This is a genomic window from Cognatundibacterium rugosum (genome assembly GCF_014284365.1).
Taxonomy (GTDB): domain Bacteria; phylum Pseudomonadota; class Gammaproteobacteria; order Burkholderiales; family Burkholderiaceae_D; genus Undibacterium; species Undibacterium rugosum.
In genome coordinates this window covers 234,961-248,572 of sequence record NZ_JACOGG010000003.1, presented here as the reverse complement: position 1 = coordinate 248,572, position 13,612 = coordinate 234,961, and the positions used below count along the sequence as shown (strand labels likewise).

The following is a 13,612-nucleotide window of genomic DNA, read 5'->3' as shown; positions in this document are numbered from 1 at the left end:
TCAGAACGGCAAAGTTTGAACAGGCTCGCCTGACTTTTGGTGTATCCTTGCGCACTTTCTGAATTAAATGAGTATAGATATGAGTCAGCAGATCAGCTTCGCCCTGGAGGGGGAATATATAGAATTGAACCAGTTACTGAAAGTAGCCGGATTATGTGATAGCGGTGGCGCAGGAAAGATGATCGTTGCCAGTGGAGACGTACGCGTCGATGGGCAACAGGAATTGCGGAAAACAGCAAAAATCCGCGCTGGTCAGCGGGTGCAGTTAGGTGACATCGTAATCACGGTACATGCCTGACTCCAGCGCACGATCAACTCCATTGATTCACATCATGGATTTGCTGAAACTCCTGATGTGACGCAATGACGCTGGCTGTTGGGCATCGTTAGCCAACAGCCAGTCAGTGTCAGGCACTGAGAACGCTTGCTTCTTTTTGCAAGGCAGCCATATGTCTGGCCAGCATATTATCCATCGTATCCACATGATGCTCAAACCAGTGTGGCAACTCCTCTGCCAATCTGGCACCCAACTCTTCGTCACCAGCTTCAAAGCGCTGACGTACTTCGCGCATAATCTCCAACACAGCATTGTGTTCCTGCTCATGACAACCCTTAGGCGGGAAGTCTGTCTCGGCCATCCAGGTATTTTCCTGATCAAAATGCGCGACTGAGTGTGTAATTAAGGCATCCAGGCGCTGCAGAAAAGTCGACGGATTTTCCTCAGACAATGCTGCGCAAAGCTCAACAAATTCTTTATGCGTTTCATCCATCACCGCATAAGGCAAACTCAGCCTGTCCGACCATCCCCATTGCATTTCAGCCATAACATTCCTTTCATAAACAGACCAAGCAGTATCCAGAGGCGGCATTATGAAGCAAGCGCCAAGCTTTTGCTTGCGCAAAATCACAGCTTAAAAAGAAAACAGCGCACGAAAGTGCGCTGTTTTGAGCTAATCCGTATTTTATAAGATCAGGCGGTCGTATTCACATTACGCCCGAGATGGGAAGGCAGATTCGCCGTTGCCTTGTTATCCGGAATTGCCTCGATCAAGGCTGTCGCGCTCTCGGTTTGAATATCATTTGCTTTTTTCAGCATCGCAATACTGACAGCCTGGCTAGTGCCCACTTCCGCTAATGTTGTTGCAACATTGGAAATACCGTTAATATCCATGACAATTCCCCTTATCCGTACACTCCTTTAACGGCAACTTAAGAGATCAACTTAAGCCCGTTTTAAAAATATTTTCTATTGCTACGCAATATTCTGGATCAACAAAATCATCAGTTCTGCTCCGCCCGCATTGGAACAGTCACCTGCGCGTCACATTTGACAGGCAAAATTTCTGCATTGCATCAATTTACCTGTCCAGAGTTCATGAAAACCTTACTTAAAAAATGTGTCGCATTTTCACTGCTAGGTGCCAGTCTGATCAGCAATAGCTTACAAGCGCAGGATAACCCTATCGTGATCGGGCATGCCATTGATCTGTCCGGCCCCAATTCCAGCCTTGGCCGCGATTATGTTGCCGGTATCACGACCTATTTTGACAGTCTTAACCGTTCCGGCGGCATTAATGGTCGCAGAGTCAAATATCTGGTCAGAGATGACCAGGGCAGCCCCCAACAATCGGTGAAAGCAGTGAACGAACTGTTGGAAAAAGACAAGGCCGAATATCTGCTAGGTGGCGTGGGGGCGGGCGTGACCGATGCAGTTGTCAATTCACCTCGCTTTACTCAAAGCAATATCACCTTGTTTGCACCACTGGTCGGCTCCGCCAAAAATTATGGCAACCGCGTTTTGTTCTGGCGCCCTACCCCGGAACAAGAGATGCAATACATATTTTCCTATTTCGATAAACTGGGCATTAAACAAGTCGGCATCGCACTGCAAAATAACAACATCAATCACGATATGTATCAATATGTCGTGTCTGAAGTCAAACGACGCAACATGGTACTCAGCGGCGTCGCCAAGATTTCCGATACGCCGGCGGACATGACGCGCGAAGCCACTGCACTCGCCAAGGCGACTCCAAATATCGTGATTACTGTTGCCGATACCGTCGCGACCGGATTATTTCTCAAAGAATTCCGCAAACATGCGCCGCGTACTTTTGTGGCAGGCATGTCTACGATAAATCTGGACACGCTGGCTGAAATCGCAGGCCCGACATCCTTAGAATGGACTGTTTTTTCTCAGGTCGTCCCCAATCCGCAAGGAAAAAAATCGGTGATTCAGATTGATCATAGCAATATGATGAAAAAATTTCGCGATGAAGATATTTCATCACTGACCTTTGAAGGCTTTATGGTCGCCAAAACGCTGGGCAAGGCGATACAAATGTCGAAATCAGGACGTGATGGACTGCAAACTATCGCCAGCCAGCGCACCCCAATAGATCTTGGGGGGGTCATACTGACTCCGGCAGAAAATAGCTTTCACTTGTCCAGCTATGTGGACGTCGCCTTGTTCCGTAAAGGTGGCGGTTTATTATTTTAGTTCCCCAAATACATAAGCCGTCCAAACCAATCGCCACGCCTATCATGCGCAGCACCATGCAATGCCGGTGCTGCCGCCTTCGCGCTTGTTACAATTCCTAACAAGAAATATTTGTAGCAATGCCGCACAAACTTTGACAGTCAGACAGCCTGATTGCTAGTATCACGCCGTATTATTTCCCGGTAGAATTTTTTACCTACATCGACCTGCCCTCTTGACCTTTTGGCCTCTTGAAGGCGGTGCACCAACTCCTTACCTGTCTGTACCGAATGCGCCCTATCTCTGTTATTCCGCTACAACTATTACTCACAGTAAGCCTGACTGTATTGAGCTCCAGTGTCGCAGCTCAAAGTTACGTCGGCATCGCGGCCGGTAAAATTTCCAGCAGTCTGCAATGCAAAAACAACTGTCAGACCTCTGTTGCCAACATCAAGCTGACCGCCGGTGTTGATCTCGGCAGTAACTGGAGCCTGGAAAGCCAGCTCCATATAGCCAGCAACATGAAGGGTACATTCGATCGTATCAATGCCAAGACCGACAGCAGCATCTCTCATAAAGGCATAGACCTTGCCGCACTTTGCCGCTGGCGTCTGAATGATAAGTTTGCATTATTCAGCCGCACCGGTATCGCCTTTACATCAAGTGAAGTAAAAAATCCTGCAGCCGACAGTAGCAGCACAACACGCTATTCAGCCGTGAAACCTGTCATCGGCGCCGGGCTGGTCTACGCTATTACGCCACTCACTTATTTGCGTGGCGACCTGGATCTCAGACAGGCACGTTCTGACGGCAGCAACAGCAATATCACAGGTTTGAGTTTGGGCATACAAAGCGCATTTTGATCGATTGAATTCACGCTAAAGACTGCATAAAAAATCCCGGTTCAGCGCACAACTGACCGGGATTTTTTTATCTGAATGCTGCTCACCCTGCTGATGCGCTTACGGGTTTAAGCACTTATCCACTATTCCGCAAACCGGCAGCGATACCGTTAATCGACAGGTGAATACCACGTCGCACACGTTCATCCTGATCCCCCTGACGGAAACGCTCCAGCAACTCAACCTGCACGTGGTTCAGCGGCGACAGATAGGGGAAGCGATTACGGATAGAGCGCGCCAGCAAAGGATTCGCCGCTAACAATTCATCCTGACCCGAAATTTGCTTCAGTACCGCAATCGTCAAACTATGCTCGGCTTCGATGCGCGGGAATATCCGTTGCCGCAGGCTATCGTCCTTCACCAGTTGCGCATAACGGCTGGCAATGCCGATATCACTTTTCGCCAGCACCATTTCCATGTTGGATAAGACCGTACTGAAGAAAGACCATTCGCGGAACATCGCCTGCAAAGTCGCCAGACCATCCTCAGGATGGGCCAGCAGATACGCTTGTACTGCTGCACCAAAACCAAACCAGCCCGGCAACATCAGGCGACATTGCGACCAGCTGAACACCCAGGGAATCGCGCGCAGATCTTCGATTGCGGTCGATTTTTTACGCGATGCAGGACGGCTACCGATATTCAAACCAGCGATTTCTGAGATCACTGTCGATTCCCAGAAATACTGCTCAAAGCCTTCTGTCTCGTACACTAAATGCCGGTAAGCCTTAAACGCATGGTCGGACAACTCTTCCATCACCCGCAAAAATTCTGGCCTTGGCGGCTGCTCGCCGGCAGACAACAAACTGGCTTCCATGGTGGCTGCCGCCAACACTTCCAGATTGCGGCGGCCAACTTCAGGATTACCGTATTTCGCAGTAATCACCTCGCCCTGCTCAGTCAGGCGTATCTGGCCCTGTACGGCGCCCGCCGGTTGGGCCAATATCGCCTGATAGCTGGGGCCACCACCCCGACCGACCGATCCACCACGGCCATGAAACAGACGCAAACGCACCTGATGATGCGCAAAGACCTGAATCAGATCCAGTTCCGCTTTATACAATTCCCAGCCCGAGGTCAGGAAACCGCCATCCTTATTACTGTCTGAATAGCCAAGCATCACTTCCTGCGCCTGCTGGCGGCTGTCAAGTAAGCGACGATATGCAGGAATGCCAAACAAGCGATCCATGGCTGGCGCACTGTTTTGCAAATCGCCTATCGTTTCAAACAAAGGAATGATATTCACATCCAGCCTGCCCTCCGCCGGATGCAGCAAGCCCGCCTCTTTGAGTAGCAAAGCCAGTTCCAGCATATCGGACACGCCATCCGTTTTAGAGATAATGCAGTTCGGTACCGCTTGCTTGCCATAACGCTGTTGAGCGATTGCGGCAGCGCGATAAATCGCGAGTTCAGATTGCGTCTCTTCAGAATACGTCAGATAAGGCGAAGCAAGCGGGCGGGCTGAACTGATTTCTTTGACCAGCACGGCAATCCGCGCATCTTCATCCAGGCTCAGATAATCGAGTTCAGGATTAGCCGCCTGCAATAATTCTGCCACCACGCGCTCGTGCACATCGGAGTTCTGCCGCAAATCCAACGGTGCCAGATAAAAACCAAACACCCGCACCGCCCGGCGCAAATGACGCAAACGACCACGCGTCAGCGCAGCGGATCCATTCTGCAGTAAGGACTGATGCACGATATCCAGTTCGGCTGCTAACTCTTCGGCATTAGCATATGGCGCGGCTTCACCGCTAGGCGGAATATGCGGCAGCAAGCCCAGCAATCCGGTGTAAGTGGCAGCAACCCGTGCATAAATACCGCTGATCGCGAGGCGATAAGGCTCATCGGAACGATGTGGCGAATGATCAGGTGAAGCCTGTGCCAGTGCAAGCAAAGGATCAGATACTTTAACCAGCAGCGTCGCCATCGACAATTGCGACCCCAGAGTATGCAACTCATCCAGATAAAAACGGAAGGCGCGGGTCGCCTGCATCGCCATGGTGTTTTCCAGCACACTGGCGGTCACAAACGGATTTCCATCGCGGTCTCCGCCTATCCAGCTACCCATCTTCATAAAGCTAGGCAATTCCTGCTCACGGAAGGCAGGATCTTTATCGGCCAGCAAATCCTCCAGCCCCGCATATAACTGCGGCAACTCGCGCAGGAAGGTGTAATCATAAAAACTCAGGCCATTTTCGACTTCATCCAGCACCGATAATTTAGAAGTACGCAACATGCGAGTCTGCCATAAGGTCAATACCGCTCGACCCAAAGCTTCGTCATTGGCTGCCGATTCTTCCGGCGTCAGTTGCATACGATCGCGCTCATCCAACAAGCGTGTGATCACCATCTGGCAATTCAGTATGCTTTTACGCTGTACCTCGGTAGGATGTGCGGTCAGTACCGGCGCGACTTGCGCAGTCTGGAAAAAATCCTGCAATTGCTGCGTGCCCTGACCTGTCGCATACAGCGCTGCGATAGTGTGCGCCAGGCTCCCCTGACGCGGTGCAGAACCAGCAATCTGATGTGCACGGGTGCGGCGTATGTGATGCTGATCTTCAGCAAGATTCACCAAATGAGAAAAATAACTGAAAGCGCGTATTACCTGCGTTGTTTGATCATTGGTCAGACTGTCGAGTGTAGATTCCAGCTCGGCACGGGCAGCCTGATCTGCATCTCGCCTGAAACGTACCGAATTCTGACGCACCTGCTCAATCAGATCAAACACCTCGTCACCGTGCTGATTTCTTACCGTATCGCCTAACAGTCTGCCCAGCCGGCGGATATCCTCGCGCAGGCTCTGGTCTTTATCGTCATTGATGTCGTTCATTTTGATGGGAAAGTGGAGGTGGGCGTTCATGAACAAAAATTCTACGGTAGCACGCAGGTTCGAAAGATGAAAAAAATTGTGCGGCGCAAAATTACAACACTCAGCCGCACTCAGCCATAATTAACATTGCTGAGCAACACCGCCTCAGCCTCAGTGCCTACAAGTCAGGCTAACAGGCCAGCTTGACAGCAGACTGACATGGCGGCGCATGTGTACACTGCCACGCGGATCAGGCATGGCAGCTGGTCAGATCAGGCGAAAAGCATCAGGCAGCTTTGTATTGCTGGCTGCGTCTGACTGCCTGCAACAGCCCCTTGGTCGAGCTGTCATCGGCTTCACGCACTGCAGCGGGGTCTAAGCTGATCAATTGCTGTGCCAGCGATTTACCGAGCTCCACCCCCCATTGATCAAAGGCATTGATATCCCAGATCACCGATTGCACGAATACTTTATGTTCATACAAAGCGATCAGGGCGCCGAGTGAGCGTGGCGTGAGGCTGTCCAGCAACAGCGTTGAGGTCGGACGATTACCTTCAAAGACGCGTGGCGCCAATAATTTTTCCGGCAAATCACCGAGTTCTGCACGCACTTCATCGATGCTCTTACCCCAGGCCATCGCCTTGGATTGCGCAAAGCAATTCGCGAGCAAGGCCTGATTATGTCCGGGCAAACCGGCATCATCGTCGGCCACTACAATGAAGTCCGTCGGGATAATGGTCGCACCCTGATGCAATAGCTGGAAATACGCATGCTGACCATTGGTACCCGCCTCACCAAACAAGATAGCCGAGGTCGAATAGTCGACACGCTGACCTTCACGCGTCACCGACTTACCATTGCTTTCCATTTCCAACTGCTGCAGATAGGCCGGTAAGCGCGTCATGCGCTGGTGATAAGGCGCGATGGACAAGGCTTGCAAACCTAGGAAATTGATATTCCAGACGCCAATCAGCGCCATCAGCACAGGCAAATTTTGCTCTAGTGGGGCTTGCGCAAAATGCAGATCCATTTCATGCGCACCGGCCAGCATTTCTTCAAAACGGTCAGCACCGACATACAAAGCAATCGACAAGCCGATTGCACTCCACATCGAATAACGGCCACCGGCCCAGTTCCAGAACGGGAATACGTTTTCTTCTGCGATCCCGAATTCCGACGCCGCTTTGACGTTGGTGCTGAGCGCCACAAAATGCTGGCGGATCTGATCGACCGGACAACCATGTGCCAGCGTCCACTCACGTGCAGTGCGTGCATTGGTCAGGGTTTCCATGGTGGTGAAGGTTTTGGAAGCGACCACGAACAAGGTGGTTTCCGGGTCAGCATTTTTGAGCGCATCCGCCACATGACGGCCATCCACATTGGATACAAAATGCAGCGACAGATTTTTTTGCGACCAGGGGGCCAGTGCGATACACGCCATTTGCGGGCCGAGGTCGGAACCACCGATACCGATATTGACGATGGTGCGTATCGCCTTACCGCTATAGCCCAACCAGCGTCCTTCACGCACGGCATCGCTGAAGCTGCGCATTTGTGCCAGCACACTGTGTACATCGGCGGCGATATTATCGCCATTGAGCATGAACTTTTCATCTTTCGGCAGGCGCAATACGGTGTGCAAGACCGCACGGTTTTCTGTGTGATTGATTGCCTCGCCACGCAGCATCGCATCACGTCGCGCCTCGACTTCCTGTTGCCTGGCCAGCGCCAGCAAATTGAGCTTGGCGGTAGTATCGATACGCTGCTTAGAATAATCGAGCAACATGCCACAAGCGGAAGCGGAAAAATGCGTAAAGCGTTGCTGATCAGCGCGGAATAATTCTTTCAGGCTGGGCATATTGGTTGCACGTTGCTGCAACAAACACCAGAGCGGCGAGCGGGAGACAGAATTGGTCATGATCTTTTCAGATGAAATGAAGATTTTTGAGCTGAATTTTGAGCTGGATTTCTGGCTGAACGTCGATCAAATATCAGGTTGCTGCCAGCACTACACCGGGTTAATCTGACAAATGATTAACCCAGAATGTTGACTGCATGAGATACGTGTTCAGCGACATCAGAGCTGACTTAGGCCTTAGCAGCGGCAGCAGCAGCGCTGGCCAGCTTGCCAATCGCATCCCAGTCACCGGCTTGTATCAGATTCGCCGGACACATCCAGGAGCCGCCTACACACAGCACATTGGATTGCTGCAACAAGGCCGGTGTCGTTTCTACGGTCACGCCACCCGTCAGGCAGAAGCGCACATCAGGGAAAGGCCCACCCAGTGCTTTCGCCATTTTGGTACTGCCTACGATATCGGATGGGAATAGCTTAACCACAGAAAAACCATGTTCCAGCGCCAGCATCAAATCACTGGCACTACCTACACCAGGAAAATAAGGCAGGTCGGATTCAGCTGCAGCTTTGGCCAGTACTGGTGTAATGCCGGGGCTGATACCAAATGCAGCACCGGTTTCTTTGACCGCATCCAGCTGAGCGGGCGTCAATATGGTACCGGCACCAACCGTCACATCCGGACAGGCACGCACCACTTCGCGCAAAACCTGCATAGCATTTGGGGTACGCAATGTGATTTCAACGGCTGGCAAACCATGTTGTGCCAGCGTAGTCACACAGCGTATCGCCTGATCGACATCATCGGTGACCAGAATAGGCAAGACCCGCAACTGAGCCAGTTGTTCTATGATGTTTTGCAGCTTAGCCTGGGAATTATTTGTATGACTCATCATGGTTTCCATTCAAAAATTTTACAGAACTGGACCTGAGCAAGGCCTCAGGCCAGCCGGATTAATTCACTCTATCGCTTAGTCAATAAACAGGGTAGAGGCGCCATGCTCCGGCGCGGTCACCACGCGTCTTTGTGCCGCAAACAGTTCGCGCCCAAAGCCAAAGCTTTCCTGTTGTGGTAAAGCAGGCACCTGACGTTGCGCCCATACTTGCGCATCGACCAGTGCTGTCAGTTCACCGGTGTGCACATTGAGCTCTACCAGATCACCATCCCTTACTTTGCCTAGCGCCCCGCCCTGCGCCACTTCCGGGCTCACATGCAAGGCAGCCGGCACTTTGCCGGATGCGCCCGACATACGGCCATCCGTGACCAGCGCAACTTTAAAGCCGGCCGACATCAGACTGCCCAACACCGGCGTAAACTGATGCAGCTCTGGCATACCGTTCGCCTGCGGCCCCTGGAAAATCACCACAGCGACGAAGTCCTGATTTAACTCACCCGCTTTATAGGCTTGTACCAGCGCTTCCTGCGAGGTGAACACCTTGGCTGGCGCACGTATCACCCAGGCGTCCGCCGGTACCGCTGACGCTTTGACGATGGCGCGTCCCAGATTACCTTGCAACAGACGCAAGCCTCCGGTAGCAGCAAATGGCTGATCTGCATTGCGCACCACATCCTCATTGGTGGAACGCACCGGCAATGCCTGCCAGCTCAATTGCTGATTCTCGTTCAGCACCGGACGCACAGTATGGCCATGTAAGCCCTGATTACCGTAGACCGTCATCACATCACCGTGCATCAGGCCAGCCGACAATAATTCGCGGATAACAAAGGTCGGGCCACCTGCTTCTTCAAACGCATTCACGTCAGCAGTACCATTGGGATAAACACGGGTCAGCAAAGGAATCACTGCCGATAATTCATCAAAGTCCTGCCAGTCAATCAGGATGCCGGCAGCGCGTGCGACCGCAATCCAGTGTATGGTGTGATTCGTGGAGCCACCAGTCGCCAGCAAGGCAATCACCGCATTGACGATAGTTTTTTCATTGACCAGCTGGCCTATCGGCGTATAGCGCTGGTGCTCAGTCAGTTGCAGCACCTGCTCAACAGCCGCATCAGTCAATGCGCTGCGCAAAGGATCATTCGGATGCACAAAGGCAGCGCCCGGCAAATGCAGGCCCATCGCTTCCAGCAGCATTTGATTGCTGTTCGCCGTACCGTAGAAAGTACAGGTACCGGCGCTGTGATAGGCGGCGCTTTCTGCCGCCAACAATTCTTCTTTTGTGGCTTTGCCTTGCGCGTAACGTTCCCGCACCGCTGCCTTTTCCTTGTTCGACAAACCCGAACCCATAGGACCGGCGGGGACAAACACGGTAGGCAAATGACCAAAAGCCAGCGCGCCGATTAACAAACCAGGCACGATCTTGTCGCAAATACCCAGGCACAGTGTCGCATCAAAGGCATCATGCGATAAAGCGACTGCGGTTGCCTGTGCAATCACATCACGTGAGAACAGTGACAATTCCATACCTGGACGCCCCTGAGTCACACCATCACACATTGCAGGCACCGCACCCGCGACCTGAGCGGTCGCACCAAAGCGCAGCGCAGCCTGACGTAATTGTTCAGGATAGTGCTGATAAGGCTGATGCGCCGACAACATGTCGTTGTAGGCAGTGACGATGCCGATATTCGGTTTCTGCGCCTGATTCAGCCAGATCTTGGTTTTGCTATCCATCGCCGCATTGGCATGCGCCTGATTGGCACAGGATAAGGAAGCGCGACGCGGGCCGCGTCCACGCATTTGCTCGATACGCGCCAGATAAGCGCTACGCAGCTTGTGACTGCGCTCTGTAATGCGCTGCGTTACCTGAGCGATCACAGGATGCAGCGTGACGGAAGTAGATGTTGTCATGAAACTCACCTATTGCCCGTTTGGGCGAAAATTAAAAATGAACAGACCTGAACACACTGCGCAGCACCATCCTCAGGTCTATGCTTTTTCACTGTAAGTGATATGGACGATGATCAAAGTAAGGATACCTACCTATCAAAACAGGCAATACTCCACACAAACAAGATTGACGATAAAGATAGCATAAATCCAGAATTTTCCGTAACAAACTTTCAGAAAATCTTATTTACTGGATTTTATTCGACAAATAAATCACAATTCTCGTAATGAAACTACATTTTTGAAATTTTTCTGGCATAATTCCATCACGCATTACGCTTTAGGTTTGCCTCAACACAACAGCCTGCTGCAAGCAATTGCCAGACTAAACACTGAGCAGGTCAGAATGCAAACGCTCTCCCCGGAATTTGCATTCTGTATCACCAGCTCAGTGTACAAAGTCAAGAACCATCGAAATAGCCGTAACCGAAGCGGCAATACGTCCAGCTTTGAGCCCGCAACCACAGGACCACAATAAGTCACTCAGGTGATTTATGAATATCCACAATAAACGGAGTCAGCATGACCACTTTTGTACTTTTTGGCGGCACTGGCGATCTCGCCAAGCGCAAGATCATCCCGGCGCTCTACAGCGCATTTGTGAATGGCAGGCTGGACGCCGATTTCCGTTTTATCGGTGCAGCGCGGGAACGTCTGGAAGATCAGGAATACCGCCAACGGGTCGCAGACAGCATCGCTCAATATGCCGCCAAGGTCAGCGGTGGCAACCAGGAAAAGCTCGCCGCCTTTCTGGAGCTGACACATTACGCCAAAATCGATGCGCGCATTCCGGAAGACTTTAATACCCTCAAGGCCAGTCTGCGTACGTCCGAGACCCATGCCACGCTGTTTTATCTCGCCACTGGCCCGGATATTTTTATTCCTGTGGTTGAACAACTGTCGCTGCATGGACTGGTAGAAGGCAATGCACGCGTAGTGGTGGAAAAACCGCTAGGTCGCGATGCGCAATCAGCAAGGGAAATCAATCAGGCCTTACGTCGCTATCTGCAGGAAAACCAGATTTACCGTATCGACCATTATCTGGGCAAAGAAATGGTGCAGAATTTGCTGGCACTACGCTTTGCTAATTCTTTCCTGGAGCCGCTATGGAACCGCAAGTGGATACAAGACGTACAAATTTCGATTTCTGAACAAGTCGGTGTGGAATCACGTGGCGACTTTTATGATCACACCGGCGCTTTGCGCGACATGGTACAAAATCACTTGCTGCAACTGGTCTCTATCGTGGCGATGGAACCACCAGTGAACGCCAATCCGGATGCAATCCGCGATGAGAAAGTGAAAGTGCTGCGCGCGCTGCATAAATTCACCCCCGATGAAGTCAGCAAAAAAACCGTGCGAGGTCAGTATCGCGCGGGTGCGGTGGATGGCAAGCCAGTCATCGGTTACCAGGCTGAACCCGGTGTACCGCAAGCCTCACGCACAGAAACTTTTGTCGCAATCCGTGCAGAAATCGACAACTGGCGCTGGGCCGGCGTGCCGTTCTACCTGCGAACAGGCAAACGCATGGCCAGCCGCAGTGCTGAAATCACGATTAATTTCAAACCTATTCCTTATTCGATTTTCGGCCAGTCGCAGGGGCCTATGCGCTCGAACCGCCTGGTAATTTCGCTGCAACCGGAAGAAAGCGTGCAGTTGTTCATGAAAGCGAAAGAACCGGGTGAAGGCATACGCCTGTCCGATGTGGCACTGAATCTGGATTTCGCAGAAGTATCGAACTCACGCCGGGTGGAATCTTATGAACGCCTGTTGCTGGATGCCATGCATGGCGACCTGACCCTGTTTGTGCGTGACGACGAATTGAGCGCAGCCTGGGAATGGGTAGACCCGATTATGCTGGCCTGGCAAAACGACAGCGAAGGACTGAAATCCTATATCGCTGGCAGTTGGGGCCCGGCTGCAGCCAGTTACTTGCTGGCCCAGCACGGTGCTGCCTGGGGCGAAGAATACGTAGAAAGCTGACTCATGACACAAACTGCATTACATTTTCACGAGTACAGCGATTTTGCTGCACTCAGTACCGCACTGAGCCAGCAATGGCTGAGCCTGATCCAGGCTGCGCCGCGAGCCAGCAGCTTTGCGCTGGCAGGCGGCAGCACACCGGCACCGGTGTATCAGGCTCTGGATAAGTTATTGGCCGCCAGCGTCCCTGCCCAACCAGTGAAACTGGTTGCTACCGATGAACGCTGGGTGCCCGATGCAGACAGTCAGAGCAATGAAGGTCTGTTCAGGCGCAGTCTCGCGCTCAGTGCAGAAGCACAGCGCTGGCAACTGATCTCACTGAAAAATGCCTCGAGTTCAGCCGAAATCGCCACCGAAGCCATTCATACCCGGCTGCAGGCAACGCTGCCAGCCCCGTTTGACGCGGTCTTGCTCGGCATGGGCGCAGATGGCCATATTGCCTCCCTGTTTCCCGGCGCACCAACCCAACATGACACACTGGATTGTCTGGCGGCGGTACATCCGCAGACCCGTCAATGCCGCATGTCGCTGTCGTTGCCCCGCCTGCTCAACACACGTCGTATCTGGCTGGTGATTACTGGTGCAGAAAAACGTGCGGTACTGGCTTCGGCGCAGCAACAAGGCTTACCGGTTGCCGCTTTGCTGCAACAGGCACAGTGCGATATCGATGTGTACTGGTGCCCCTGAGCGGTAAAATGACAGGACTTACGCAGTCTAAACGGCTATTTGCAC

11 protein-coding genes are annotated in these 13,612 nt (G+C 52.2%); 5 read left to right on the top strand and 6 right to left on the bottom strand.

Going from position 1 to position 13,612, the window contains the following annotated elements; translation table 11 throughout:
- Positions 1-79 precede the first annotated feature (79 nt).
- Positions 80-298, top strand: coding sequence for an RNA-binding S4 domain-containing protein (locus H8K47_RS04310; protein ID WP_186880183.1), 219 nt, complete (start codon positions 80-82; stop codon positions 296-298).
- A 109-nt stretch (positions 299-407) separates the two neighbouring features.
- Here H8K47_RS04310 and H8K47_RS04305 read toward each other — a convergent pair whose 3' ends face one another.
- Positions 408-824, bottom strand: a complete 417-nt coding sequence (locus H8K47_RS04305) for a hemerythrin domain-containing protein (protein ID WP_212680576.1) — start codon at positions 822-824, stop codon at positions 408-410.
- 146 nt (positions 825-970) lie between these two features.
- Entirely contained in the window at positions 971-1,171 is a 201-nt protein-coding gene (locus H8K47_RS04300; protein ID WP_186880182.1) for a YjfB family protein, read from the bottom strand.
- A 204-nt stretch (positions 1,172-1,375) separates the two neighbouring features.
- Between H8K47_RS04300 and H8K47_RS04295 the strand changes: the two genes are divergently transcribed.
- Positions 1,376-2,500 (top strand): ABC transporter substrate-binding protein, encoded by a 1,125-nt coding sequence (locus H8K47_RS04295; protein WP_186880181.1) that lies wholly within the window; start codon positions 1,376-1,378, stop codon positions 2,498-2,500.
- Between the two features lie 269 nt (positions 2,501-2,769).
- Positions 2,770-3,342 (top strand): outer membrane beta-barrel protein, encoded by a 573-nt coding sequence (locus H8K47_RS04290; RefSeq protein ID WP_186880180.1) that lies wholly within the window; start codon positions 2,770-2,772, stop codon positions 3,340-3,342.
- Between the two features lie 115 nt (positions 3,343-3,457).
- Here the strand turns inward: H8K47_RS04290 and ppc are convergent, their stop codons facing one another.
- The 4 genes from ppc to edd all read right to left on the bottom strand — a co-directional run bounded on the left by ppc (position 3,458) and on the right by edd (position 10,858).
- Complete coding sequence (gene ppc, locus H8K47_RS04285; RefSeq protein WP_222612726.1) at positions 3,458-6,244, bottom strand: phosphoenolpyruvate carboxylase; 2,787 nt, start codon at positions 6,242-6,244, stop codon at positions 3,458-3,460.
- Between the two features lie 235 nt (positions 6,245-6,479).
- Positions 6,480-8,111 (bottom strand): glucose-6-phosphate isomerase, encoded by a 1,632-nt coding sequence (gene pgi / locus H8K47_RS04280; RefSeq protein WP_186880179.1) that lies wholly within the window; start codon positions 8,109-8,111, stop codon positions 6,480-6,482.
- Between the two features lie 170 nt (positions 8,112-8,281).
- A complete protein-coding gene (eda, locus tag H8K47_RS04275) occupies positions 8,282-8,944 on the bottom strand; it encodes a bifunctional 4-hydroxy-2-oxoglutarate aldolase/2-dehydro-3-deoxy-phosphogluconate aldolase (protein ID WP_186880178.1) in 663 nt (220 codons plus the stop codon).
- A gap of 75 nt (positions 8,945-9,019) precedes the next feature.
- On the bottom strand, positions 9,020-10,858 hold the full coding sequence (gene edd, locus H8K47_RS04270) for a phosphogluconate dehydratase (RefSeq protein ID WP_186880177.1): 1,839 nt from the start codon (positions 10,856-10,858) through the stop codon (positions 9,020-9,022).
- 561 nt (positions 10,859-11,419) lie between these two features.
- Between edd and zwf the strand changes: the two genes are divergently transcribed.
- Positions 11,420-12,880, top strand: coding sequence for a glucose-6-phosphate dehydrogenase (gene zwf / locus H8K47_RS04265; RefSeq protein WP_186880176.1), 1,461 nt, complete (start codon positions 11,420-11,422; stop codon positions 12,878-12,880).
- A gap of 3 nt (positions 12,881-12,883) precedes the next feature.
- Entirely contained in the window at positions 12,884-13,567 is a 684-nt protein-coding gene (gene pgl, locus H8K47_RS04260; protein ID WP_186880175.1) for a 6-phosphogluconolactonase, read from the top strand.
- Positions 13,568-13,612 lie beyond the last annotated feature (45 nt).